This window comes from Helicobacter sp. 11S02596-1 (assembly GCF_002272825.1).
Lineage (GTDB): Bacteria > Campylobacterota > Campylobacteria > Campylobacterales > Helicobacteraceae > Helicobacter_J.
This window is the reverse complement of sequence record NZ_MLAM01000006.1, coordinates 109,557-134,765: the sequence shown is the minus strand read 5'-3', so window position 1 is coordinate 134,765 and position 25,209 is coordinate 109,557. Positions and strand designations below refer to the sequence as shown.

Below are 25,209 nucleotides of genomic sequence, written 5' to 3'. Positions count from 1 at the left end.
CTGCGTAGTGGTCTTCAGGTTTGTTTTTAAACAAACCGAGTGGAAAAGATAAAGGCTTTCGCCTGATGTATTTTGTAATATGCAAGGTTTGATGTTTGGGCTTCGCCCTTTGAAGGGAAGGGGGGCTTAAATTGCGAAGTCCGCCCCCCTTTCCCCTCAAACTCCCCAACCCCCTGACCCGCCCCCTTAGCAGATATGATGACAGGGCTAGGGACTGGGGTTGAAAGTGATTTAAGATTGAAAACCTTAGAAAACGGGTTGATAAGGCAAGCGTTAGCTTGACTATAACCCCATCCTTTAGGAACGCAGGGCAGTTGGACTGCCCGAAGTGGTCTTCAGGTTTGTTTCCAAACAAACCGAGTAAAAATAAAATGTTCTTTTGTCGTTGCTTGTGTGCTGTGAAAATTCGGAAACAAGGTTGTTGAAGTGCAACCGCCGATTTTGCTTTATTATTTGAACTCAATTCGCTTAGCGAATTTGAAGACCACTTCGGCAAGCTTTGCCCGCCTACGTTCCTAAAGGACACAAGCAAGCGACTTCCCCGCCCATCGTTTAAATGTTCCGCCGAAAAGGAACAGAGGCTTATTCTTTTCGTGGGTTAAGGGCGGGGTTAGGGGTGGGATAATACCCCTTTTCTTTTACGATAAGAAAGTTTAAAGTATTAGAAAAGGTAATAGGCGAAAGCCTCAAAAAGAGAAAACAAAACAAGAGAATTTTTTAATTTGCTTTGTTTGCTTATTTTGCAAGGCAAACCGAGTAAAAAATAAATAACTTTAAGAAATTATTTAGTAATGATAAAAGTTATCATAAGCAAAAGTAATATACAATTCAAAGCGAAAAGTTTCTCAAGAACAAACATTTTGGGGGAGCTTTACGATTTTTGATACTAATTAAACACAAAGGGGCAATAATGATTTCTAAGATTTTTGTATTTTTTACTATTTTAGGGTTGCGGGTATGGGGCGGTTTTGAAGATTTTGCCAAATCGCAAAGAGGCGTAACGGCGATCGAATACGCCCTGATTGCTGTGGCGATTTCGACAATGCTTTTTTTGGTGCTAGGCACAGGTGGCGAAGATGGGCTTATCAGCAGGATCAAGGATTCTTTCCGATCGATTCAAGATGGCTTGAGTATTTCCAAGCAACAAAGCAAGTGAGTAGGGTAAAGCAGACGCCCATACTTTAGGAGCAAAGCAGGGTTTTACTCTGCGTAGTGGTCTTCAGGTTTGTTTGCAAAACAAACCGAGTGGAAAATAATGTTTAAAACCACATTGTTTGGTTTTTCCATAGGCATATCGGTAGTTATTTTTTCTTATACTCGCTAGTAAGGGACTAGGGGGGCTTAGAATTGCGAAGACCGCCCTTTATGGGCGGGCGGGTTAAAAAGACCCCTTTAGAACAATGGGTGGGCGGGTGAAAACCCCCGTCACGCTCCCTTAGTGGGCGAGATGAAAGGGCGTAGATAGCTTTGGTTTGTTAGCGGATAGGATTGAAAACCTTAGAAACCTATCTCAAATACACAAGCGTAGCTTGGGTATGAGATGGTAACTTTAGGAGCGAAGCGAGGCTTTGCCTTGCGAAGCGGTCTTCAGATTCGCTAAGCGAATCGAGTAAAAATAAAATGTGCTTGTGTTTCCTTGCGAAAAATCGGCGGGCGCACTTCAACGATTGGGTGAGCGGGTCAAAATTTTCCGATTTTTCACAGCACACAAGCACGACGAAGAAAGCAGTTTTAGGATTTCAAACCTTAGATGGCTTTAAAATCTCAAACTGCTTCAAACCAAAGCCTACTACGCTTTTTAATCTTGTATTGCACGGGGGGCGTGCAGTGGGTGGGGGAAGGTCTTAGGAAGGGGGCGGGCGACGCTTCGCAAGTAGAACCCGCCCCCTCCTAATAGGCGAAAGCCTAAAAAAAGAAAAACAAAGGATTTTTCAATCTTAAGGCTATTTCCCTAAATGGAGCAGAGTTTTATTCTGTGGAATGGTCTTCAGGTTTGGATTTTAAAATCCAAATTGAGTAAGCAAAATGGAAACCTTAGAAACATACCTCAAATAGACAAGCAAAGCTTGGCTATGAGATGGTTACTTTAGGAACGCAGGGCGGGTCTCCCGCCCGCAGTGGTCTTCAGGTTGGCAGAGCCAACCGAGTAAAAACCTTAGAAACTGGGTTGATGATGTGCGAAGCACAGAATAACCCTGAACTTTAGGAACGCAGGCAGGCTTTGCCTGCCGCAGTGGTCTTCAGGTTGGCAGAGCCAACCGAGTAAAAACCTTAGAAACTGGGTTGATGATGTGCGAAGCACAGAATAACCCTGAACTTTAGGAACGCAGGCAGGCTTTGCCTGCCGCAGTGGTCTTCAGGTTGGCAGAGCCAACCGAGTAAAAACCTTAGAAACTGGGTTGATGATGTGCGAAGCACAGAATAACCCTGAACTTTAGGAACGCAGGCAGGCTTTGCCTGCCGCAGTGGTCTTCAGGTTGGCAGAGCCAACCGAGTAGAAAATAATATTAGGAAAAAGGACACAATTGGAAATAATATTTCCTATCAAAATCATCCTCACCATCGCTTGGTTAGCGCTCGGATTTTGGGTGATTGCCACAGATATTTTTTATCGCAAAATCACCAATCCCCAAGTTGGCTTCACGCTAATTTTAGGGCTTGCTAGCTTGCTTTTGTTGGTTATGGAATTGCAATTTTATACCGGCGCAATTGTGCTGGGTGTGGGCTATATTCTGTGGCATTTGGGTGTGTGTGGTGCGGGCGATGTGAAACTGCTCGCAGCGATGAGTTGTTTTGTCCCGACAGAAATTTTGTTTGACTTTTTGTTTGTGGTTTCGCTCATCGGTTTTGTTGTTGGGGTGGTTGTGATTGTGCTACACCTATTGCGCAAGAGGGATAGAAGCGTCCCCTATGGGGTGGCGATTGTAACGAGTTTTTGGGTGTTTTTTATCCCCATTATTTTTCAAAAGTCAATAATCTAAAAAAGGTAGGGTATGAATCAAAAACTAATCATCATTTTATCTGTTATCATCATTTTTATCGGTGCATTGGGCTTGTTGGTCAATACGGGTTCAAAAAGAGAGGGCGAGGTCGCTATCAAGCAACCGACTAAGCGAAACTATACGTTTTTAATCGCCACCAGAGATATTAACAAAGGCGAGACTATCGGGGCATTAGACATCACTGCAGAGACAATCGAAGATGATGAAAACAAGCATTTTGGTAACGATATCGTAGATAAAAATAAAGATTTTGTTGTCGATGGGGTGATGTTATCAAGTGTTAGCAAGGGCAAACGTCTCGAATATGGCGATGTCGCACTTCTAGGGAGTCAAGAATACAATAACCTCAAAATCAAGCCCAAAAACGGGTATTTTTCCTTTGCTTTCCCGCTCAAAGATGAGGATTTAGTCGTGTTGCAAAACCTCAAAACAGGTGATTATGCTGATGTGTATTTTAAATACCAGACCAAAAACAAACGCAATGTTTCCATCGTGCCTAAGCGGGATAAAAATAATCAAAGTTACGGCAGTGATGGGAGTATCAGTAGTGCCAATCTGATGGTGTTTTTGCGTAAGAAAAAGATCTTATTTATAGAGAAAAAAATCATCACTGATCCTATCAAGCAAGAAGAAAAAATCGCTACGTTTTTGCATTTGGAGCTTTCCCAAGATGAAATCAAGCAGATTTATGCGGTGGAGAGTGTGGGGGATTTTTATATTTTCCCCGCTTCAGGGGCTAATGGCGTGCTAAGCACGGATAATGTGTTGCCAAAAGATTTTATCAAAGAATACAAAGGAGGGGTTGATGGTCAAAAATAAATTCAAATTATTTTTTATTTTTGTGTTGCTAGGTTTGTGCTTAGCCGGGCTTAATGCTAAAGAAATCGTGCTAAAAAAGGGCGGTTCCAAGCTATTTAAAACCAGCCAAGAAATCACAGCGGCATTTGTGAGTGATCCTAAGATTTTGGATTACAAAATCATCTCCCAGCACCAAATCATCATCTATGGCAATGACTTAGGCACCGGGAGTGTGAAAGTCTTTGGCAAAGCTAATGCGTTGTTGCTTGAAGTGAATGTGAGTGTCGATTCGACCAAAGAGGGCTTAGAAGAGCTCGCCAAGCTCATTGAAGCGAAGCTCCCCGATTCTACTATCAAAATCGATAAGCTCGCCTTGCCTGATGAAATAGGCTATATCATCAGCGGGGAAGTCCCTGATGAGGGCAGTAGAGACATTGCCTACAATATGGCAGCTGCAGCGCTGGGCGTGGAGCTTGAAAAGATCGAGAAAAAGCCCCTGCCTACCAATGCCACATCGCAGAGAACCAACAGCGATGGCGAAAATGATGATGACCCGTTAAAATTCCTCACACGCTATGAAAGCGAGCTTTTAGTCGATCATCTCAAAATCAAGCTTAACCCCCAAGTCAATGTCAAGCTCATCGTCGCTGATGTCGAAAAAAATCTTATCTCCAAGCTTGGGATTGATTTTAATAGTGGCACAGCAGCGATCCCTATCGTGCAGATGGGGCAGTTTTTGAACTTTTCGCAGTTCAATTTTTTGGCTGTTGTCGATGCCTTGCAAGATGATCAAAGTGCCAAAATCCTCGCCCAGCCCAATCTCTCGGTGATGAGCGGGGAGAGTGCGAAATTTAGCGTATTGGGGCAATACACCCCGATTACCAATTCGGTTACCTATGGCGGGCAGGCGGTGAGTTCGCCCGGGACGGCAAAGGATTATGGGATATCCCTTACGATCCAGCCCAAAGTGTATTCACGCGACAAAATTGTCGTGCGGATTTCTCAAGAAGTCAGCAATATCCAAAGTATCATCGAGCGCAATGGGGCGAGTGCGGCAAACCTCAAAAAACGCCAAGCAGAAAGCGTGATTCAAGTCGCTGATGGGGAAAGCTTCATCATCGCTGGCTTGCTTGATGAAAAAGACAATGAAAGCGTGCGATCCGTGCCGTTTTTGGGTGATATACCATTTTTGGGGGCGCTTTTTCGCAAAAGTAGCATTACCCGTGCGAAGCAAGAACTCATCGTTATCGCTACGATCAATCTAGCAAAGCCCGTAAATAAGGATGTTTTTATCCCAACCTATCAGAGCAGGAATATCGCAGAGTCGTTTTTTGCTATGCCTTATAAACGCCCCAAAGCAGAAAAGCAAGAAATCAAAAAGTTTTTGCAAAATGTCGGATTTGTCAAATGAATGCCAAAAATAACATAGCACGCTATCAGGCTGGAATCATCGCAAAGAATCAGATGAAAGGAAAACAATGAAAATACCTTTTTTAGACAAGATTTCTAACCAAAATATCCCAGAAATTTTGGTTTTTTCTCAAGATATTGCTAGCTTGGATCGCATTTATGAGATCCTTTCACTCAAAGGATTTACCCAAATTAAAAAAATCCATAAAGACCCCCTAGACATTGATAGCAATGATGTGCAAGCACGGCTTTTGGGCGTGGTGATTGATGCGGGCAGTATCGGTAATACCAAAGAATATATCCAGATATGTTCGCGGATTTTTGGCAAGAATATCCCGATTGTCATCTTGGCAAAAAATGATTCGATCAAGATTTGCCAAGAGTTTTTAGAAGCTGGCATTATTTTCTTAAACTCCGATACGCAGATGAGCCAGATTTATGCCAAGATTATGGAATTTGAAGAAAACAACGAAAATCGAAAATCTATCAAAATCAGCATTTTAGGCACAAAAGGTGGCGTGGGTAATTCGTTTGTGAGTTATCAGATCGCCCGCTTTATCTATGAGCGATTTTTGACAGATGTTATTTGTATCCAAGGGGCAGATAGCTCGTATAATCTCGATTTATTATCCGGAAAAAATTTTGAACGTGAGTGCTTTTGTGATAAAGATGTCTCGCTGTTTGTCGAACCAAAAGATGAGCCGTGCAATTTCCATCATCCCAAGCACGCTAAATATAATTTCATCATCTATGACCATTCGATCCAAAGCTGGCAAAAAGAAAATATCGAACTCGCATTGAATGAATCAGACACTGCGGTGTTAGTGATTGGCTATGAGCTTGATAGCCTCCGCAAAGCAAAAGAAGTCTTGCGTTTGAATGAATTTCTACTCGGGGTCAATCAAGGGGCAAAAAAGCTTTTTGTTTGCCTCAATACCAATGCAGCCAAGATAAAAACCTCTTTTGGCAAAGGCGATTTGGAGGGGATTTTGCAAGCCCCTATTAGCGGGGTTATCCCTTATCTTGATATTGACAAAGCCACGCCATCAGTTTTGCCGGGTGTCAAGACGCGCAAAGCATTTTCAGAATTTTTGGATTTGTTGGTGGGTTGTAGCCTCAAGAGGAAGAAAAAATGGTTTTAAACGACAAAATCCATAGTGATATTCGCTTCGTGCGTGAAAAGGTGCTTTCTGAAATCGACATCGACAAAATCGAAGAAATGATCGATGATAGAGAGCGTCTCCTCAAAGAAACCTACGGGCTGATCCAAAAGATTGCCACGCAAAATAAACGCTATTTTTCCAAATACGAAATTGATATGATGAGTGAGATTATCGCTGATGAGATTATCGGCACAGGTCCGTTGCGTGTGCTTGTCGAAGATGAAGATGTGAGCGATATTTTGGTCAATGGCCCGAATGATATTTATGTGGAGAAAAACGGCAAACTCGAAAAAACCAAGCTCGCTTTTATCGATAATGACCAGCTCACTGATATTGCCAAGCGGATGGTTGCGAAGATGGGGCGGCGTATCGATGACGCCCAGCCGATGGTCGATGCGAGGCTTCCTGATGGTAGCCGCTTGAATGTCATCATCGCCCCGATTGCTCTGGATGGCACATCGATTTCTATCCGTAAATTCAACAAAAGTTCGCGCACGCTTTTAGAGCTTGCCAGCTTTGGTTCGATGAGCCAAGAGGTCGCCAGCTTGCTAATGCTAGCCACCCGCACCCGTTGCAATATCGTCGTATCCGGCGGGACAGGGAGTGGAAAGACGACGCTTTTGAATGCACTCTCCCATCATATCGGCGATGATGAGCGTATCGTTACGCTAGAAGATGCCGCCGAACTCAAGCTCGGGCAACCCCATATCGTGAGGCTCGAAACTCGGATGGCAGGTGTAGAAAATTCTGGGCAAGTTACGATGCGGATGTTAGTGATCAATGCCTTAAGAATGCGCCCTGATCGTATCATTGTCGGGGAATGTCGGGGTGGGGAAGCCTTTGAAATGCTCCAAGCGATGAATACCGGACACGATGGCTCGATGACAACCTTGCACGCCAATAGCCCCTTTGATGCGATTTCAAGGCTTGAAAACCTCGTGATGATGGCAGGGTTTAATCTGCCCCTAGAAGCGATACGGCACAATATCGCCTCGGCTGTGAATATCATCGTGCAAATCGCAAGGCTCAATGATGGGAGCAGGAAAGTGATAAAAATATCTGAAATTTTAGGCATTGAAAATGGCGAAATCAAGCTGTTTGATATTTTTGAATTTATCCCGGATATGAAGCGAAATGAAGCGGGCAAAATACAAGGGAGCTACGCATTTTATGGCTTGCCAAAAGATTCTATCTTGGAAAAAAATGCGATTATGTTTGATAAATACGCATTCTTAGCAGATATTATCCAAGAAGCCCAAGCAAAAAATCAACCTACCCAATCTGCTAAGTCCCACAAATCTGATAAGACCAACAAACAGGAGCTAAGCAATGGCTGAATTTTATTTGTTGGTGCTGTGCGTGGGCTGGGTGTTTTTGTTATTGGGGATTCGCTTGATTGTCTTACACAAAAAGGCAAAGACATTTATGCAAATCGTTGATGTGTATTATCCCGACCCCAATAAAGCCAGCGATCATATTTCTCTGTCTGGTTTTGTGCTTTATCATATCGCTTATTTTTTCCGCAATGTCTATGTGCGGGGCGAGAGGCTTAATCCCAAGGGGCTTTTGATTACTTTTTTGAGTATGATCGCTTGCGTGATTGCTAATATGTTGTTTTTGCAGTTTTCCGTCCTTATCGCTATCGCACTAGGTGTGATACTGGGGGCGTATATTGCCAATAGCTTGCATACCCGCAAGATAAAAACCGAGTTTGAAAATACATTTCCTGAAGCCTTAGTTATTCTATCAGGGGCGATCTCTTCAGGGAGCAATCTCACCCAAGCCCTCCAAGACTGCTCCCATTCCATCGATGGGGTGCTTTCTAAAGAACTCAAACTCGTTACAAGGAGCTTATCTGTGGGTGATGACCCAGCGAAAGTGTTTGCAGCGTCTTTTAGGCGATTGCCCTTTAGCCATTATTATTTTTTCCTCACGACAATTTTGGTGAGTATGAAAAGTGGGGCAAAAATCAAAGAAGTCCTTTCACGCCTCTCTACAGCGCTTACAAAGGCAAAATCAATGGAGAAGAAAAAAGAAGCTATCACCTCCGAAGTCCGGATGTCTTCTAAAATCACTGCGGCTATCCCATTTTGTTTTCTTATCTTGATGAAATTTATCAGCCCAGATAATTTCGACTACATTATGCACAACCCCTCAGGGCGTTATATTTTGTATTATTTTTTGACAAGTGAGGGTATTGGGATGTTGATTATTATGTTTTTGATGAGGAAACTATAATGTATGCGTTGTTTTTATTATTTGGCGTGGTGGTTTTAGCACTGGCAATCCGCCAACAAAAAATCCTCAAAGATATTGCCCGTAGGGTGAGTGAGACCCCCTCTATAAGCAAAGAGTTGCATATTGGTGCTAATAAAAACACCAAAACGCAAGAGATTTTAGAACGCAGTGATGGCTTGTTGCGTGCTATCCGCAAGTTTGATGAATCCATTAGCCGTAAGATTTTAAGTGCGATGGGGATTTTTTTGTGCGTGTTTTTTATCAAAACCCTTTTTGGCTGGCAGATTTCTCAAAGTATGCTCGGCGTGATTGGGATTCTTGCGATTATAGCGTGCTTTTTGCTCCCATCGTATCTGCAAAAATTCATCGTGGCTTCTCGGGTGGAAAAAATCAACAAAGATATCCCGATGTTTGTCGATTTGCTAGGGATTTGCGTGCAATCAGGGATGAATATCGAGCGGGCGATTGCGTTTTTGGACGAAAATGTCAGTCAAATCAACAAAGGTTTTGCGCCATTCCTCAAGCAAATCGTCCTCAAAAGCCAGATAAATGGTCTCGAATCTGCTATCGATGATCTCCAAAAAGACTTGCCTAGCACGCAGGTAAGTATGATGTGTATCACACTCAAGCAGAGTTTGCGCTATGGGAGTGCGGTTTATGAAACATTGATGGGTTTGTCGATGGAAATTAGAGAATTTGAGTTGCTAAAGACAGAAGAAGCGATTGGGAAGCTTTCTGCAAAAATGAGTATCCCGCTGATCTTGTTTTTTATGTTCCCAGTTATCATCATCATCGCTGCTCCGGGCGTGATGAAAGTTATGGAAGGATTTTAAATGAAAAAATATTACTTATTGATTAGTGCGCTAGCGTTGTTGGTTACAGGTTGTGCGAGTTCTAAGCCTGATTTGTTTAAAAATGCTGTTTATAAAGAAAAAGTCTTGCTTGCAGCAAAAAATTATAAAGATCTCATCGCCTCGCTCAAAGAAGAACTTGCCAAAAAAGATGACCCCCAAAAGCGTATCAAACTCGCTGGTTATTATTATCAAAGTGGCGATTATGAATCCACGCTTTACTACCTCGCCCCGCTCCTTGATGGGCAAAAATATCCTGAAGCGATGTTTTTGCAAGCCAAGACACTCCAAACCATAGGCAAAAAAGATGAAGCGCTCGCTATTTTAGAAAAATTGCTCCAAAAAAGCCCAAAAATGGCAGAAGCGCACAATCTCAAAGGCATTATTTATGCAGAAAAAAAGGATTTTAAACAAGCAAAACAAAGCTTTTTGGAGGCAAAAAGTCTGTTTTTAAAAGACCCTATTATCAACACAAATCTTGCGATGTTAGAGATTTTATCTGCGAACTACCCTCAAGCGATTGCTTATCTAATGCCTCTGTATGCACGCGGGCATAAAAGTGAAAAAATCATCAATAATCTTGTCTTAGCCTTGGCGAAAAATAAGGATTTCAACGCAGCCGTTGAGATTGTCCAAAAAGAAAATCTCTCCAATTCCCCGCGGAATTTTGTCCGCAATCTCTATGCTTTGAGGATGAATCTTGACAAAAAAAACTGATGGGTTAAACAATTTCATAGCCGAAAAAAGCGGGGTGGCAGCGATTGAGTTTGCGATTTTATTCTTGCCATTTATGCTTTTGATCTTAAGTCTTTTAGAGACAATGATTTTGATTTATCAGATTTCAAGCATTGATTATGCTTTGAGTAAAGCCGCCCGTTTTGCCTCCGCTTCTTTGCCGACTGCGGGCTATGAGACACGTTTCAAAGCCTCGATCAATGAGAGTATGCCCCAAGTGCTGGGGTTTTTGCGCCCTGGGGATATCCAGACATCTTTGGAGTTTTGTCGCTCCATTGATGAGCTTGTTAGTGGCACGTGCACGGGAAATAATGAGCAAAATAAGTTTATCATCTACACCATCACTGCCAAACTCCAGCCGATGTTTAAGATCTTGCGCTTAGGGCCTAGCGAAGATAGATTGATCACAAAAACCGTGTATTACTCAGAAAGAAATGAATATAATGAAAAAGAAAAACCAAAACCTAAAAAATAATTTCCTCACCGCCCAAAAAGCTTCGGTGAGTATTGAAGCCTCGATTATATTTGGCTTGTTGGTGATTTTGATCGCACTAGTCGGGGATGTGGGGGGTCTGCTTATCAACCGATCCAAAATGGATAGGTTAAGCTATTCTTTAGCGAGCATTCTTCGGGAGCGTTCGCTTTATCCTAGCCCAGAGATTTCATCTGATGATGTCAATCAACTCGAAAAAATCGCTAAAAATCTCCAAAAAGATGCGATTGCTAGAGGGGCAAAGCTCGGCTTGAGCGTGCAGGTATTGCATTTTGATAATACAGGCTCAAGCCCTAGGGTCTCTAAAGAAAGCAATTTTGATGTAGGAGATATCCCTTGTGCCAATCCCACCCCGCTAGCAGACTATGCGAATTTGAGCGTGCGTGTGGGGCAGAGTGAATATGCCAAAATCTTGCGTGTGAATGCGTGTATGAAAGCTCCCAATGGTTTTTTGAGCACCAAAAGCCTGATCGAGCAAGCATTGCCCGCACAATCGTTTAGTATCGTGCTGGTGAGATAAAATAATGATAAATATGCGGTGGGGCGATAGGCAAAAAAGTTCTCTAGGCTGTGCTTGGAATGCGTTGGGTAAATCTCTTGGATTTTTCTTGCAAGAAAATGGCGTGATTGCCCTTATCGTGAGTATCATTTCGCCATTACTCGTGGCATTATTGGTAATGGGGTTTGATATTTCAAATTACTTTCGTATGCAAACCCGCCTAAACGAAGCCCTCAGAGAAGCGAGCTTGGGGGCGGATTTTATCTCTAATCCTAATGCCCGTGAAACCTATGTCAAGAACTTTATCGCTACGTATTTTCAAGGGCAAAATATCACGCTAGATAATATCACCCAACATTCTAATACCAGCCAAATTGGCACGGAGAAAGAGCCAAAAACCATCAGTATCACGAATTATTTTGCTAGTATGAAGATGGGTGGGTGGTTTGGGAAGTTTTTTGACAAAAACAACCAAACGATGTTAGCCACGAATGCGACTATCGAAGCGCACAAACGGGGTGATGGGGTAGGGGAATATCTCTTTGCGATGGATTTTTCAGATTCGATGAATCGGGGGAGTTTTTCTAAGACTTCCATTGAGGACCTCGAATTTTGTAAGCCTGATAAGCCACAAGAATACGATCAATATGTCTGTAGCCGTCTCAAAAATGCCAGTAATCGTGCCGAAGTAATGCAGGCTATTTTGATTAAGTTGATCAAAATCATCAATGAAGCCTCAAAAAATGAAGCTGCGTTTGCATTTTTGCCTTTTTATGCCGGTAGCCAGATGAAAAAAACAGCTGAATTTGCGTATTATGATGGTGATAAGCTTAAAACTACCACCCTCAAAAATGCCAATTATTATGTTTTGCAAATGACGATGAAGCCCAAATATCGGGTGGAGGATTATGACTTTTGGAGCGGGGTGCTTGGCGATGCCCATACATTGGTCCGCAGTCGGCATATGCAGTTTAAAATCCCCCCTTATAGCAACCACAAAGACCACCAAAATGCACTTCTTTTTTTCAGAGATTTCACACGTCAAAATAGTGCCAATCAAGATTTGAGGAATCTCGATCAATACCTCAATAACAATCTCCCCAAAGTTGTCGATATTGACGCCTCGATAGATAATATGTTTGATCCTAACAAAAACTTCAGCTTCCATTTTTGGCAACCCGGATTTGATAATGGCGCTGATAATGGCGCACGTGCCAATGGTATTGCCTATGATTATTTTAGAAACACCTATAAAACAAAAGATGCTTCTGGTAGCAGAGTCCCCGATATTGATGGCACGGCTAATGAAGTGAGTCGGCACGCAGCGAGGCAAATGCAAATGAAGTTTTTCGAGAGAGATTTTGACAAGGTGGCTGATCCTACGAGTTTGGAACTCCTCAATACATTGCCATTTGTTGTTGGGGGCAGGAGAATTGATGGTGGGGGTCTCACGCTCGTAACCACGGCGTTATTGCGAGGTGCGGCGATGCTAACAAAAGGCAAGAATCAAAAGCGCTCACTGATTGTCATCACTGATGGGGTTGATGATGAGACATTAAGACCTAATAGCGATATTGAAAGGGAGCTTATTGCGATGGAAAATGATTTTTATGCCCACGGGCTTTGCCAAAAAATCCGCAATGGGATGCGCGCACGGGGCGTGGATACCCAGCTGTTTTTTGTCAATATCGCCAATAAAACCGAATCGAAGCAAACGCTCAAGCGATGGCAAAGCTGTGCGGGCGAAAACAATGCAGTGGTGGTAGAGAATATCGATGAGTTTTTAAAGGCGATCAAGGACTTTGTATTTGGGGCTAAGTTTGGGAAATTTATCGAAAAATGATTCGGATTCTTTCTTTTTAATCGCCCAAAAACCCGTGTGTTATTTTGTATCCAAAGTCAAAAGACGGGATAAAAAATCGAAGATTTTGCTGGAATGCTCTCCGCTCACATCCATTCAAGAAAACTTACTTTTTGTTATAATCACCCAAAAAACCAACCAAAAACCAAAGGATAAAAAATGCCTACCGCTTATATTTTTGCAGGGGCGGATGGGGCGGGTAAAACCACGCTTTATTATAATGAGCTTGAAAGAAAGCTAGATTTTGGCTTTCGGATAAATATCGATGAAATAGTAAGTAGTTTTGGGGATTGGAAAGACCCCAAAGACCAGATGCGGGGGTCTAAGATTGCTTTGCTTTTGCGACTTTTCGTTCTTCCCAAAGCGCCTTGACATATTCTTTCTTGTAGCCATACAACTCTCGTTCTTCAAAAGGATAAGGGGAATTTTTATTTTTCATCAACAAAATAGGAAGCATAAAAGCCAAAAACAACATAAGGAACGAACCAGGAATCCCCCACCAAAGCTGTCCTGCCTCATTGGGCATATACGTGCATACATACCAGATATAATAAATCGCTACGGGTGTTTGCAAAAATATCGTAGAAGCAAGACCGGGGTTATATTTGCTTTTGAGGCGTAGATTCATAAAAATACCGTGCGCTGGCAACTGCCATATACCAGCTAAAACCTGAGAAGCGCCGAGCCAAATGAGATGAGGAAAGAAAATAGGAATGATATAAACCAAATAGCACAAAATCACATTGCTCAAAAAACATTGCTGTGCATTTAACGGGTAACGCTCGGGGCGCTCGGTTTCACCCATTGCCACCATATTTGATATGATGGGAAAACCACCGGGCAAAGCGTATTCTTCAAACTGGTGCATTAACATACCCATCCAGCTAAAGACCAAAATAACCTGGATCTTGCTCATATGCTCACTGCCCCACAACCCCATCACAAAGGCAAGCAATACAAAAATAATCCCGCCAATATAATACCAATGCTGTCTCCAAAATTTCATTTGATCCCCTTTAGTTCAAAGGTTTATAAATCACCTGAATGCTAGAGTGAAGTATAACGCAAATATCATAATAGTTGTATATGCAACTATTATGATATTGCAATCTTGGAAAGCTTTTATAAAGTGTGAAGTCAAAGCCAAGCAGTTGGCTTCACTAGCCTCGCACGGTGATTGCTTTATACTTCACAAGTTGGATGGCAATACGGGCATAAGGAATGTGGCAGTGTGAGTGGTCTTAGAATTGCAAAGTAATCCCAGTTAAAAACAATAAAAAAGCCCGACACTTTCGTATCGGGCTTTGCTCTTACACAGGTCACAGACTTTTGCATAACTCCTTAATATTATTGAAGAAAAAAACCAAAAGGCATTTGCGTGATTTTGCATTGGGGTTGTGAGATCAAAACAATTCGCTATGCGAACTTATACGCAAGGCATTAAGAATCAAATCATTTTCACATTTTTGATAAATCAAGACCAAATCCGGCTTGATATGACAATCTCTATGACCCAAAAATCCGCCTTTTAATGGGTGGTCTCTATATTTTAGCTCCAAGGTTTCATCATTAGCCAAACGATCTAAAATCTCACTGAGAAGCTCAATATCTGCTAATGATAATTTTTTCAAATCTTTTTTGAATCGCTTGGAATAAAAAATCTTATATTTAGACATTTATGCCCATATCTCTAAACATTTCTTTGGCACTGCTATAGCCCTTTGCTTCTCCATTTTTTATCTCTTGATGGAGTTGTCTCGTCTCATCTTTTAGGGTTTTTAAAAATTCTGGGCTATAGGAAAAATCTTCTTGAGTTTGGACTTTGCAACTACTGATTTTTGCTACGGCTTTGAGTGCTTTTTCTGTATTTTTATCAACATTTTCAATAATCAAAGTCATCATTGCTCCTTTGGTTTTGACTGATTATAACACATTCATAGAGGGTTTTATTATGTTGGACTCGATTCACTTAGCGAATCTGAATACCACTCATAGAAGCAAAGCCTCTTTCCATTCCCAAAGAAATCGAGCTACGCAAAAAACAATACGCCTATTATCGGGATTTACTGCTCGGTTTCTCCCATTTTTGATTTTTTGATAAACTAAAAAAATTTTCTAATAAGGATAGTCCTAATGCAAGAAATCACCATCAAAGCCACCGAGCATAGTATCCCTGAATTAATGAAAGCCATCGAACAGATTGAGGGTATTTATATTGAGCCAGCAACAGATACCATATCAGAAATCAAAGCCATTCAAAAGCTAGTTGATATGCTCGAAAATCCAGAAGTCAAAGCCGTATTTGATTGACTAAAAGACAAATGAGGTATTTTGAAGCTGAAACAGCAATTTTATTACATCACTTAGCAATAAAATTTTCTGGCGGGCTAAAAGGAGTGCCTAATATTGGTTATTTAGAATCTGCTCTCCAGCAGATTAAAAATGATGATATAATCGGCATAAACTTCCAGAGTAAGCACACGGAGGAAAAATATGACTTTAATTATTGAAAATGTCAAAGAAGAATTTGTCCCCGCTATCAAAGAGCTTTCCAATGCTATTAACGCTAATATCCAAATCAAGCAAGATAAAAAAACCCAGCTAGACCTTGCAATTGAAGAAGTTGAGCGAGGAGAAGTGGTGCGATATAAAGATTTTGAAAGCTTCAAGAAAGCAATATTAGATGAAGTATCAAATTGAACACGCAAAGAAGTTTGCAAAATCTATCAAAAAACTCAATACGCAAGATTTACAAAAGCTTTTTATTGTTGTTGAGAAACTCGCAAATGATGAAGTCCTAGAACCACGATACAAAGACCATAAACTTAAAGGCAAATACGCAAAGTATCGTGAATGTCATATTTTGCCTGATTTGTTGCTTGTCTATCAAAAGCAAGAGGATATTTTGGTGCCAACCTGCTTAGAAGTCGGTTCGCATAGTGAGCTATTTTAAGAGCAATCCCAAGAAACCTATCTCGAACGCACAAGTGTAACATCTGGACCCGCCCACCCAAGTGTGAGAGGAGAGCCGTTAAAAAAAGATAACTGCTTATCTTTTTTAGCTCTGCACGGCGATTGCTAAAAAAAGGATTTAAAAGTAAATTAAAATCCCCTTGTTTTGCTTTCTCTTGAGGGGGACAAGGGGCTAGCCATCTGCTATGCTCCTATCGGAGCATATACGCATTGTCGTGCGAGGCTACCAGAGCCAAGCAGTTGGCTCTGGCTTTACGCCTCTCCTTACGAAGTCCGCAGGGTGGGTGGGTCTCTATATCCCCCTCAAACTCCCCCAAACCCTGACCCGCCCCCTTAGTAGATAGGGTGAAAAAGCGTAGCGGGCTTTGGTTTGTTAGCAGATAAGATTTCCAAACCTTAGAAAACGGGTTGATGATGTGCGAAGCACAGAATAACTCGGGTGGGCGGGTCAAATAACTTTAGGAATGGAGCAGAGTTTCACTCTGCGGAATGATCTTCAGATTCACGCTAGTGAATCGAGTTAGCATATAGAAAGCAGATGAAAAATTCGAATTGCTACCCCCATCAACTGGGGGCAATCCTAAATCATCGAGCTATCTTGTCAAAAATAACAAGAAGTGCTACAATAATATCAAGGATTGTTTTTAGCAATTCTAGAGCTTTCACCTAAACACCTTTTTAAGGTTGCTTGGATTTAGCCCTAAAGGTCGCTATCCTCTAGGGCTAACAACCTCAAGTGCCATTTTACCATATCTCCATTTTAGAAATTCTTTATCTCAAGCTCCTATAAATCGAATATTTCTCCATAGCCGTGCGACTAGTTATTTTTTCCTATACTAGCTAGAAAGGGAGGGGCTAGCCGTATGCTATGCCCTTACGGGCATATACGCATCGGCGTGCGAGGCTAGCAAAGCCAAGCAGTTGGCTTTGCCTTTACGCCTCTCCTTGCGAAGACCGCCCCCCTAAGCCCCTTAAACAATGGGCGGGCGGGTAAAAACCCCCGTCACACCCCCAATGCAATGCAGGATTAAAAAGCGTAGCTAGCTGGGTTTGAAAGTGGATAGGATTTTAAAGCTATCTAGGGCTTAAAATCTAAAACTGCTTTCTTTGTCGTGCTTGTGTGCTGTGAAAAATCGGAAACAAGGTCGTTGAAGTGCGACCGCCGATTTTTCGCAAGGAGACACAAGCAAGCGACTTCCCCTCCCTTGATTGCCGAAAAGAAAAGGCTTCTTTTCGGGGCTAAGGGAGGGGTTAGGGGAGGGATAAACCCCTTTTGTTGAAAAATAAAGTTTAATACTTTAAGATGTGATGTGAATCGAGTAAAAACCTTAGAAAACGGGTTGATGACCAGCGGTAGCTGGGAATAACCCAATAACTTTAGGAATGGAAGCAGGCTCTGCCTGCTGGAGTGGTCTTCAGGTTTGTTTTTAAACAAACCGAGTAAAACATAATAAAATTACCAAAAATAAAAATTCTATTACTAAAACCCCCTATATTCCCGACTTACACACATATTTTGCATAATATCTTTGCAATTATTTAACTAAAATAATATTTTTAAGGTTTTATTTATATATTTTGCACTACTATCACAAAATAATAACAATTATCAAAATAAGGATTAAAAAATGGCTACTTATTATCTTTCAAAAATCTCAAAAGGTTTCAAAATCAGTGTAGTGCTTGCATTGGCTCTTTTTGCCTCTAGCCCATTGGGTGCAGAAGAAGTCGAAGCTAGTCCGCCCGTTGCCTCCACAGAGCAACCAACACAAACAGGAGACAGCCAACCAAGCACCCCAGCAGGTCAAGCAACATCGCAACCTGAAACACCACAACCATCACCGGAAGTCAAAAGCAAAATTTCAGGTGTAACTTTTACAAAAGGTGCTTCAGATAAAGAATATGAAATCAGCATTAACTATATACTCCAAAAAGCCACAGATGGCAGCCCAGCACCAGCACAGCCAGAAACAGCACCCACAAACCCCACAGCAGAAAATAACACAATCACTATTCCTGAGGGTTTTGCTCTTACTGCCAAAAATCCCCTTACGATTAGCATACCCGAAAGTGCAACTGCTACCGAAAAACTTACCCCGCTTATTTATAAGCAAACGAAATCTTCGCTAGAAGCTAATATCACACTTAAAGGGACTAAATTTACCGAGCTAGCCGATGGAGAGTCAGCGACCGATTTTATTTTCGCAGGCAACAATGAAGCCAAAAATGCCCTCACCGGCAATATCACGCTAGAAAATTTTATCGGGAAGTTTGATTTTAGCGATGAAGCCAAAATGATAGGCTCTATCTCTGTAAATAACACCACTACCACTAAAACCTATGGGGCTAATGACAAAAATATTTTTAACTTCACCAACGCCCATTTGCAAGGTGAAAACCCCTCGACCCAGATGATTTTCATCACTAATGGCTTCAATGATTTTAACCTCAAAGACAAAGCAAGCTTTGATGGTTCTATCACTATCAAAGGCGGAGAAAATCATTTTTCTTTAGAAAAAGGGTCAAAATTAACGGGCAAAGCCATTGCTATTGAGGGCGGGAAGCTTATCTTGAATGCCACCTCTGGCACAGAAAAAAATTCTGAAAGCATTATCGGTGATGGGATAGGCACAGAGAAAAAAGACAGGACCATATTTAACATCACGGGCGGGGAAATGACACTCAATACTACTCGGGTGAATGGGGATACCTATGCTCTCCGTATCGAAAATACGGATTTTAATATCACAGGGGGCAAAGCCACCTTTGATTTCAAAAATGCACTCGTGGGGCTTAATGGCGAGGCGCAAGCGAGCAATTATATCTCAGGGCAAGAGGGCGTGGCATTTAACATCACGGGCGGGGAGGCAAACATAAATATTGTCAGTGGCAGTGTCTTTAATGGTGATATTACGCTAGGCAAGGACGCCAATGACACCACCACCAAGCTGACGCTCCAAGCATACACCCCAAAATATAGTTCTGCGGGTCAGTTTGAATATGGCAATATTACCCTCAAAGGGGGCGTAGGGACTTTTGATTTCAAAAATACTAGCAAATTTTCAGGCAAAGATAATTTATTAGCCGTGAGTGGCGGGAAACATACTATCAGCCTTACAGGTGATAGCACCAACGCCACCCTTGCGAATGTCCGAATGGACCGCAAGGTCGAAGTCAGTGGGGGTGAGCTGACTATCAATGTCAAACAATACGCTTCGATCAATGAAATCAGGGGTGATAATTCAAAGTATAATCTCGCCGGTGCGATGTTTGGTGGTTCTAATTCAATGAAAGTTACTGGGGGCAAACTCACCTTGAATCTAAGCGATGAAGCCTTAAAAAACGGCAACAAACCTGAGGTCCAGTTGCCTACCATTCACGAAGGCCTTATCAATGTAACTGGCGGGGAGTTTGCGCTCAACCTCAATCACGGCGGGACTTTTAATAAGGGCGTTATCACTATCGGCAAGGAATCAGAAAAAGAGACTTCAGAAGCCAAAGCTACGATTAATATCAAAAATGTAAAAGATGAAACCACAGGGACTAATGGAAAATTCACCGGTGCGATTGTAGTCAAAGAAAAAGGCGATTTGGGAATAACGCTCGAATATGCCACGATGGAAATCAGCAATAAAAATTCAGGCAGTGGAAAATATGCAGGCACTTATGATGAGATCGAGAATGCCTTTGTCATCACGGGTGGGAAAACGCACGCTGATTTTGAAAACTCTGCCTTGCAAGGGCATTTGCATATTCGTGGTGGGGAAGATAACAAATTCCATTTTGATGAAACGAGCAAGTTTGAAAAAGGTAATATGAATATTGCTGGGGGCAAAAATGAATTTGAATTCTTAAATGGTTCGAGTCTCGGGCTTGCTTTTGGTGAATATGGTGCGGGTAAAAATCTCATCATCACGGGTGGGGATAATGTTTTTACTTTTAATGGGAGCAAAACCTTAGAAGTTGACGATAAAACAAGTTGCAAGAGTAAGTTTTTGTCTTCTTGTTTAGAATACAACAAAAAAACAATAACCACACCCAGCGCCCTCGCCAGCACGCGCACCGATGGGACCAGTGCGCAAAAAGATGGGGCGATTTATATCGGTGGGGGCAAGAATGTTTTTGAATTTGAAAGTGGTGCTAACCTAGAAGCCCCGATTATCTATAATGGGGGCGATTTGGAATTGCATTTTAGCGATGCTAGTTTTGCCAAAGGGGATTTGCTCAAATACGATCCGAATAATTCATTTTTCACCAACAAACCAAGCGAGACTACCGGCACACCCGGTAAGGTCGAGGTCTCTATTATCACTAATAAATGGGCTCGGACCACAGAACTCAAACTTGAAGCGGCGACGGATTTTAAAGCAAATTTTGATGATAATGTTGCCCTCTCTAGCGATATTACTTTGGGCGAAAAGACCCGTATTAGCACTTTGGCAATGAATAAAGAGACATATAGCCATATCAAAGGCGGTGTTTCTGATGTGGCTTCCACGCTCTATCTTTCTAGCACCCAAGATATAGCCCCGAGTGATTATAAGGATTTTAAAGGTGATATTTTTATTGTCAATACAAATTTTACTAATAAGTTTGATAACACCGCCGAAACCCAAAAGAAATACCATAGCTTGAATTTTGTATTTAACGCTACGCAAATTACCAGTAGTAATGCAACTAGCGAAGCTGCGGATATTGATAAACTTTCAGAGGATGCGAAAAATCTGCTAGAGAGCAAAGGCTTAGATAAAAATAAAAACACTTTTTTTTATGGTCTTAAATTGAGTGAAGAACATAAATTCGCTCAAGGGTATTCTAGTAACGCTAATAATGGCGGTGTGAATTTTTATTTGATTGGTAATGTCAGTATAACCGATATAAAAGGCAGTTCTGATGATAAATATATCTTCCTTGATGCGGGTGATATAACCAACACATTAAAAAGTGCAACTGCGGGGCAACATCTAGTAATGGCAGGGAATACGTGGGTTACAAGCACCCCAGAAAAGCCTGCTGATATTGGTATCGGGGAAGAAGAAGGGAAAGAAGAAGTGGCTTCATCAGAATCAGCGGTAGGCAAAAAACGCCTTGCCGCTTCATATGAACTAAACGAAAATGCCATCCATCTTGTCGGTGATCTTAGCAAGGCTAACGATAAAGATAAAAAAGCGACGCTTGGGGTTATCAAAGATGGGGAAAAGAGCAAGGATAGCAGTGTGGGGGTGCAATTGCCTGGCGATATAACCCTAAATGTTGGAGAAGAAAAGACATTGCTTGAAGCCATCAATGAAGAGGTTAAAAAAATTGCAGACGTCGGGACAAGCAAAACAGATGACTATCTACAAGTCAAATCAGGCACGATTATCCTCAAAGATACTAACATCACAGGCGAACTCAAGAAAGGTGCGCTTGATTATATATTGCGACTTTCTGATGGCAAGAAGTTTGCTGGGACGGCAATGGATGTCAAAGAAATCAAGTTTTCTCATCCAGTCTCACAAGCACCCAAGCAACCTAAAACCGAAGAAGAAAAGAAACAAGAAGTTGATGATTTATTTGCAAGTATTGATAATCAAACAAATAGTGCCAAAAAAATGGCAGGTGTTTGGGAAGTCGGGGGCAACTCACGTGTAGGCAAACTCGGCGGGATAGGTGGTATCATTGACCTTAGAGGAATGGGGACCCCTACACCTGCGACAACCTCTCCAGTAGCTAGCTCGGCAGTGCTAGCAGGTGCGAGTGGGGGAAATAGCCATCGTTATGTTGATATTGGCACATTAGAGGGGCAAAATCTCATCTTTTTGATGGGTGTTGATACCGCTAAGCCAGATGAGAGTGCTGTTGTTAGGATTGGCACGGCAGAAAAAGGCACAGCAGGGACAAATCATCTGTATGTAGAAATTACAGGGAGTGAATTGAAAGAAAAAATCTTGCTTGCTAGTATCGCACAAGGGGGGAGTGCGGATTATTTTGATACCGGGCATTACAACGATGGGGTGGTGAATTTTACCCCGAAATTTGAGAGCGTAGCAGGGAATGATGGGAGCTATGAATATTATCTTAGCAAGATTTTAGCAAGTATCAATGAGGAAAAAGCCAATGTGTTTAAAAGTGCCTTAGGCGTGTTTTATCGGGGTTGGCGTGTAGAAACCAATAATCTCAATCTCCGAATGGGGGATTTGCATAATCTCAAAGCCACTTCTGGGGCGTGGGTGCGTGTGAGTAATGGGATGGGGAGCGATAATGATAAAAATTCCGATTTTTATACGACATTGCAAGGCGGTTATGATTATGGCTTTAGCTTCGATAGTGCGCGGGACTTTTTGGGGGTAGTCATTGGCGGGTCGATAATCTCTTCAAAGGGTAGTGGTTATACAAGCTCGGGCAAAAACCTCTCTGTGGGGCTTTATAACACCTATGTAGCCGATAATGGGCTTTATGTCGATACGATCGCTAAATACCTCCGTATCGGGCAAGATTATAGCTTCAAAGATGAGACGATGGATTTTGACGATAAATCCAAAAATGTCGGCGTGAATGCGTTTTTGATCGGGGCTGAAGCGGGCTGGCGTTATTTCTTTGGCGGGGGTGATGATACAGAAACGAAAGGGAGCTATTTTGTTGAGCCTCAAGTTGAGTTTATTTATGGCTATATCGGCGGGGCAGAGCTTAATGCCCAGACAAAATCAGATAAATTTGTCGGCAAGCTCTCAAGCGATAATGCTTTGATTTCACGGCTTGGGGCAGCAGTGGGCAAGGAATTTGGCTTTGACTCGGGGGCAAAATTGCAATTGCGTTTGGGGTTATTTTATGTCAATGAACTCAACACCGGTGCGGGTGTGAAAGTATCGCAATTTGATTTGAGTGAAACGCTTGAAGCTAAAATGAATCATAAAGTCTTGCTTTCTTTGGGGGCAAATACCGCACTCAATGATGACTGGCGGATTTATGCTGATGTCAATCGTAGCTTTTTAGGGAACTATAATACCGATTATAACATCAATGTAGGGGCGCGATGGAGCTTTGGGGCGAAACCACAAAAGGTAGAAAAGGTCCAAGAATTACAAAAATCCATCCGAATGCGCCAAAAAGAAATGGAAGAAGAGAGCCTTGAATTTTAATCACGATAGGGAGAAATATTGGCAAGCCAAACAAAGGACCAAACTATAATATCTGTTATAGAAACGGGCGGTTTGATAAGGTTTTATCAGGAAAAACGAGGGAATTTTGCACTCATCACAGCGGTTTTATCCCCGCTGATTGTGGGGCTTTTGGTGATGGGTTTTGATCTGGGGCATATGTTTTTGCAAGCGAGTCGTTTTCAAGATGTCCTTAGAGAAGCCACATTGGGTGCTAGTGTGTTGCAAAACAAGGCAGACCAGCAGACTTATATCCGCAATTTTTTGAAAGCGTCTTTTAAAAATAATCGTGATATTGATTTTGATAGCATTACTACATTGGATAAACAAGTTTCTATCCCCGATCAAAACGGAAGCCCACAGCTTAAAAATGTCTTTAGCACGTGGGCGAATATGCGTTTGCCTACGTGGTTTGGGAGATTTTTTGATAAAGGGGCTTCGGGCTATAAGGTCGCTTCGATGGGGGTATCTGTGGATACCAAAGAGAAGACGCACGGATTAGTGGCAGCGGATTATCTTTTTGTTGTCGATCTTTCTAGCTCGATGAAGCAGACCTTTTTTAACTCGGGGTATTCCAAACTCAAGGTTTGTCAAAAAGATTCTCCTGATTATGAAAAAACCATTTGCGATAAACTCAAGCGTGCGAGCCGTCGTATCGATGCGTTGCAAGGGGCTATCCTTTATTATATGTATAAAATCAACAAAGAAGTCTCGGGATCGCAGTTTGCCTTTTTGCCATTTACTGAGGGGTCGCAATATCAAAAAGAAATCAACTATACTAAAACTTGCAAAAGCGGTGTTTCCACAGGCACGAGAAACGCAACATATTTCGCCCTGCAAGTGAGTTTCAAAGATGAATATACCTTGCACCACAGCACATATGATCAATGGTCGGGCGTGCTGGATAAAAAGCTGTTTGAAAAAGGGCAGATTCTCCAGTCCAACCAAGACCAAACGATGACTTTTGATGATGAGCCCTACCTCTCTCACCCCGATAGGGACGCAGCATATGCGTTTTATAAGGCGTATGCTTTGCCTGAAAATGGCTATGTGAATCTCATCGATAAAAACCTCATTGATGTGATTGATTATGGCAAGACTTTTAGGAATCTCACCGATCCTGATAAGGCTTTTACATTTCGGTTTTATAATGATTTGCTTGATGGGCTTGATAGATCCCACCCCCGATGTATCTATGAGATCGTAGATCCTGCGTATAAAGGGCGCACCAATGGGATTGCTTATGATTTTTTTGGGCTTAGTGAAGCTGGGATTGGTGGGCATAGCACGAGATCGGCGATGGCGTATTTTGAAGAAAAACTCAAACCTATTGGCAATGATAGGATTTTTAAGATCCCTTTGCTGAATAATTATGTCAGTCCAGAAGGTCAAGAAACCGCTGTGATTCTCTCGATGTTGCGTGGGGGTGTGCTTTTGAGCCGAAAAATGGGGGCAAAACATCGCCATCGGGTGATGGTGATCGTTACAGATGGGACAAATGGGGAGCAGACATCCCAAAATAATGCCCATCGTTTTGAACTAGAAACAGAACTCATCAACAGGGGGGTTTGTAAGGCGTTTATTGATGGGATGCGACGAGATGGGGGCGCAGAGGGGAAGGTGTTTTTCATCAATATCGGGTCAAAAAAGGATACGAGCTATTTTTTGAAGCGATGGGCGCAATGTGCTGGGAGGGAAAATGTCGCCCCTGTCGAAGATATTGATGAGATGTTTCAAGCACTCCAAAAGGCACTCGGCGTGAGCGATGGCGGGGGAATGGGGCATTTTATCGAAACCAATTGAGAGGAGAGGCGTAAAGCCAGAGCCAACTGCTTGGCTCTGGTAGCCTCGCACGGCGATTGCGTTGTGCGACATAAGGAGCACCGCAAGACGCCCAAACCTTAGAAATTTTGCCCGCCCGCCCCAAGTTGATGAATAGCAAAGCTAGTCATAACCCTGAACTTTAGGAGCAAACACGGGTTTTACTCGTGTTTGCGGTCTTAGGATTTGTTCTAGCAAATCCCAGTTAAAAACATAAAAAAGCCAA

At 42.2% G+C, this 25,209-nt stretch carries 22 protein-coding genes; 19 read left to right on the top strand and 3 right to left on the bottom strand.

Annotated elements, in window-relative coordinates:
- Positions 1-910: 910 nt before the first annotated feature.
- The 13 genes from BJI48_RS05190 (at position 911) to BJI48_RS05130 (ending at position 13,422) form a co-directional block, all read left to right on the top strand.
- The gene (locus BJI48_RS05190; protein ID WP_095332633.1) at positions 911-1,156 is read left to right on the top strand and encodes a Flp family type IVb pilin; all 246 of its coding nucleotides are present in this window, start codon (positions 911-913) and stop codon (positions 1,154-1,156) included.
- Between the two features lie 1,369 nt (positions 1,157-2,525).
- On the top strand, positions 2,526-2,981 hold the full coding sequence (locus BJI48_RS05185) for a prepilin peptidase (RefSeq protein ID WP_180763056.1): 456 nt from the start codon (positions 2,526-2,528) through the stop codon (positions 2,979-2,981).
- A 12-nt stretch (positions 2,982-2,993) separates the two neighbouring features.
- On the top strand, positions 2,994-3,821 hold the full coding sequence (locus BJI48_RS05180; RefSeq protein ID WP_095332629.1) for a hypothetical protein: 828 nt from the start codon (positions 2,994-2,996) through the stop codon (positions 3,819-3,821).
- A complete protein-coding gene (locus BJI48_RS05175) occupies positions 3,808-5,211 on the top strand; it encodes a pilus assembly protein N-terminal domain-containing protein (RefSeq protein ID WP_180763055.1) in 1,404 nt (467 codons plus the stop codon). Before BJI48_RS05180 ends, BJI48_RS05175 begins: the two co-directional genes overlap by 14 nt.
- Positions 5,212-5,278: 67 nt before the next feature.
- On the top strand, positions 5,279-6,352 hold the full coding sequence (locus BJI48_RS05170; RefSeq protein WP_095332625.1) for a hypothetical protein: 1,074 nt from the start codon (positions 5,279-5,281) through the stop codon (positions 6,350-6,352).
- Positions 6,343-7,710 carry a CpaF family protein gene (locus BJI48_RS05165; RefSeq protein WP_095332623.1) on the top strand — a complete coding sequence of 456 codons (1,368 nt, stop codon included), beginning with the start codon at positions 6,343-6,345 and terminating at the stop codon, positions 7,708-7,710. Before BJI48_RS05170 ends, BJI48_RS05165 begins: the two co-directional genes overlap by 10 nt.
- Entirely contained in the window at positions 7,703-8,611 is a 909-nt protein-coding gene (locus BJI48_RS05160; RefSeq protein WP_095332621.1) for a type II secretion system F family protein, read from the top strand. Before BJI48_RS05165 ends, BJI48_RS05160 begins: the two co-directional genes overlap by 8 nt.
- Positions 8,611-9,444, top strand: a complete 834-nt coding sequence (locus BJI48_RS05155) for a type II secretion system F family protein (protein ID WP_095332619.1) — start codon at positions 8,611-8,613, stop codon at positions 9,442-9,444. Before BJI48_RS05160 ends, BJI48_RS05155 begins: the two co-directional genes overlap by 1 nt.
- The gene (locus BJI48_RS05150; protein ID WP_095332617.1) at positions 9,445-10,179 is read left to right on the top strand and encodes a tetratricopeptide repeat protein; all 735 of its coding nucleotides are present in this window, start codon (positions 9,445-9,447) and stop codon (positions 10,177-10,179) included. It abuts the gene before it with no gap.
- Positions 10,163-10,672 carry a TadE/TadG family type IV pilus assembly protein gene (locus BJI48_RS05145; RefSeq protein ID WP_095332615.1) on the top strand — a complete coding sequence of 170 codons (510 nt, stop codon included), beginning with the start codon at positions 10,163-10,165 and terminating at the stop codon, positions 10,670-10,672. The genes BJI48_RS05150 and BJI48_RS05145 overlap by 17 nt, the downstream gene beginning before the upstream one ends.
- A complete protein-coding gene (gene tadF / locus BJI48_RS05140) occupies positions 10,641-11,210 on the top strand; it encodes a tight adherence pilus pseudopilin TadF (RefSeq protein WP_180763054.1) in 570 nt (189 codons plus the stop codon). Before BJI48_RS05145 ends, tadF begins: the two co-directional genes overlap by 32 nt.
- 4 nt (positions 11,211-11,214) lie before the next feature.
- Positions 11,215-13,032, top strand: a complete 1,818-nt coding sequence (locus tag BJI48_RS05135; protein ID WP_143428774.1) for a TadE family protein — start codon at positions 11,215-11,217, stop codon at positions 13,030-13,032.
- A 177-nt stretch (positions 13,033-13,209) separates the two neighbouring features.
- The gene (locus tag BJI48_RS05130) at positions 13,210-13,422 is read left to right on the top strand and encodes a hypothetical protein (RefSeq protein WP_180763053.1); all 213 of its coding nucleotides are present in this window, start codon (positions 13,210-13,212) and stop codon (positions 13,420-13,422) included.
- On the opposite strand, the gene BJI48_RS05125 is transcribed toward BJI48_RS05130, so the two are convergent.
- The 3 genes from BJI48_RS05125 to BJI48_RS05115 form a co-directional block, all read right to left on the bottom strand.
- On the bottom strand, positions 13,373-14,056 hold the full coding sequence (locus BJI48_RS05125) for an HXXEE domain-containing protein (protein WP_095332609.1): 684 nt from the start codon (positions 14,054-14,056) through the stop codon (positions 13,373-13,375). The two genes, BJI48_RS05130 and BJI48_RS05125, sit on opposite strands and share 50 nt — an antisense overlap.
- Before the next feature lie 397 nt (positions 14,057-14,453).
- Positions 14,454-14,726: a type II toxin-antitoxin system YafQ family toxin gene (locus tag BJI48_RS05120; RefSeq protein ID WP_095332607.1), complete on the bottom strand. Its 273-nt coding sequence runs from the start codon at positions 14,724-14,726 to the stop codon at positions 14,454-14,456.
- Positions 14,719-14,949 carry a DUF2683 family protein gene (locus BJI48_RS05115; protein ID WP_095332605.1) on the bottom strand — a complete coding sequence of 77 codons (231 nt, stop codon included), beginning with the start codon at positions 14,947-14,949 and terminating at the stop codon, positions 14,719-14,721. Before BJI48_RS05115 ends, BJI48_RS05120 begins: the two co-directional genes overlap by 8 nt.
- A 234-nt stretch (positions 14,950-15,183) precedes the next feature.
- Between BJI48_RS05115 and BJI48_RS09440 the strand changes: the two genes are divergently transcribed.
- The 6 genes from BJI48_RS09440 to BJI48_RS05090 all read left to right on the top strand — a co-directional run bounded on the left by BJI48_RS09440 (position 15,184) and on the right by BJI48_RS05090 (position 24,965).
- Positions 15,184-15,360: a hypothetical protein gene (locus BJI48_RS09440; RefSeq protein WP_180763052.1), complete on the top strand. Its 177-nt coding sequence runs from the start codon at positions 15,184-15,186 to the stop codon at positions 15,358-15,360.
- Positions 15,357-15,560 (top strand): hypothetical protein, encoded by a 204-nt coding sequence (locus BJI48_RS09435; protein ID WP_095332603.1) that lies wholly within the window; start codon positions 15,357-15,359, stop codon positions 15,558-15,560. The genes BJI48_RS09440 and BJI48_RS09435 overlap by 4 nt, the downstream gene beginning before the upstream one ends.
- Entirely contained in the window at positions 15,544-15,750 is a 207-nt protein-coding gene (locus tag BJI48_RS05105) for a hypothetical protein (protein ID WP_095332601.1), read from the top strand. Before BJI48_RS09435 ends, BJI48_RS05105 begins: the two co-directional genes overlap by 17 nt.
- Positions 15,734-16,003 carry a type II toxin-antitoxin system YafQ family toxin gene (locus BJI48_RS05100; protein WP_095332599.1) on the top strand — a complete coding sequence of 90 codons (270 nt, stop codon included), beginning with the start codon at positions 15,734-15,736 and terminating at the stop codon, positions 16,001-16,003. The genes BJI48_RS05105 and BJI48_RS05100 overlap by 17 nt, the downstream gene beginning before the upstream one ends.
- Positions 16,004-17,651: 1,648 nt before the next feature.
- Positions 17,652-23,144 (top strand): autotransporter outer membrane beta-barrel domain-containing protein, encoded by a 5,493-nt coding sequence (locus BJI48_RS05095; RefSeq protein ID WP_095332596.1) that lies wholly within the window; start codon positions 17,652-17,654, stop codon positions 23,142-23,144.
- A gap of 18 nt (positions 23,145-23,162) precedes the next feature.
- A complete protein-coding gene (locus tag BJI48_RS05090; protein ID WP_095332594.1) occupies positions 23,163-24,965 on the top strand; it encodes a TadE/TadG family type IV pilus assembly protein in 1,803 nt (600 codons plus the stop codon).
- The last annotated feature ends 244 nt before the right edge of the window (positions 24,966-25,209 follow it).

Coding starts and splice junctions, on each gene's coding strand:
- BJI48_RS05190 (WP_095332633.1), top strand. CDS start 911: ATGATTTCTAAGATTTTTGTATTTTTTACTATTTTAGGGTTGCGGGTA.
- BJI48_RS05180 (WP_095332629.1), top strand. CDS start 2,994: ATGAATCAAAAACTAATCATCATTTTATCTGTTATCATCATTTTTATC.
- BJI48_RS05175 (WP_180763055.1), top strand. CDS start 3,808: ATGGTCAAAAATAAATTCAAATTATTTTTTATTTTTGTGTTGCTAGGT.
- BJI48_RS05170 (WP_095332625.1), top strand. CDS start 5,279: ATGAAAATACCTTTTTTAGACAAGATTTCTAACCAAAATATCCCAGAA.
- BJI48_RS05165 (WP_095332623.1), top strand. CDS start 6,343: ATGGTTTTAAACGACAAAATCCATAGTGATATTCGCTTCGTGCGTGAA.
- BJI48_RS05160 (WP_095332621.1), top strand. CDS start 7,703: ATGGCTGAATTTTATTTGTTGGTGCTGTGCGTGGGCTGGGTGTTTTTG.
- BJI48_RS05155 (WP_095332619.1), top strand. CDS start 8,611: ATGTATGCGTTGTTTTTATTATTTGGCGTGGTGGTTTTAGCACTGGCA.
- BJI48_RS05150 (WP_095332617.1), top strand. CDS start 9,445: ATGAAAAAATATTACTTATTGATTAGTGCGCTAGCGTTGTTGGTTACA.
- tadF (WP_180763054.1), top strand. CDS start 10,641: ATGAAAAAGAAAAACCAAAACCTAAAAAATAATTTCCTCACCGCCCAA.
- BJI48_RS05135 (WP_143428774.1), top strand. CDS start 11,215: ATGATAAATATGCGGTGGGGCGATAGGCAAAAAAGTTCTCTAGGCTGT.
- BJI48_RS05130 (WP_180763053.1), top strand. CDS start 13,210: ATGCCTACCGCTTATATTTTTGCAGGGGCGGATGGGGCGGGTAAAACC.
- BJI48_RS05125 (WP_095332609.1), bottom strand. CDS start 14,056: ATGAAATTTTGGAGACAGCATTGGTATTATATTGGCGGGATTATTTTT.
- BJI48_RS05120 (WP_095332607.1), bottom strand. CDS start 14,726: ATGTCTAAATATAAGATTTTTTATTCCAAGCGATTCAAAAAAGATTTG.
- BJI48_RS05115 (WP_095332605.1), bottom strand. CDS start 14,949: ATGACTTTGATTATTGAAAATGTTGATAAAAATACAGAAAAAGCACTC.
- BJI48_RS09440 (WP_180763052.1), top strand. CDS start 15,184: ATGCAAGAAATCACCATCAAAGCCACCGAGCATAGTATCCCTGAATTA.
- BJI48_RS05105 (WP_095332601.1), top strand. CDS start 15,544: ATGACTTTAATTATTGAAAATGTCAAAGAAGAATTTGTCCCCGCTATC.
- BJI48_RS05100 (WP_095332599.1), top strand. CDS start 15,734: ATGAAGTATCAAATTGAACACGCAAAGAAGTTTGCAAAATCTATCAAA.
- BJI48_RS05095 (WP_095332596.1), top strand. CDS start 17,652: ATGGCTACTTATTATCTTTCAAAAATCTCAAAAGGTTTCAAAATCAGT.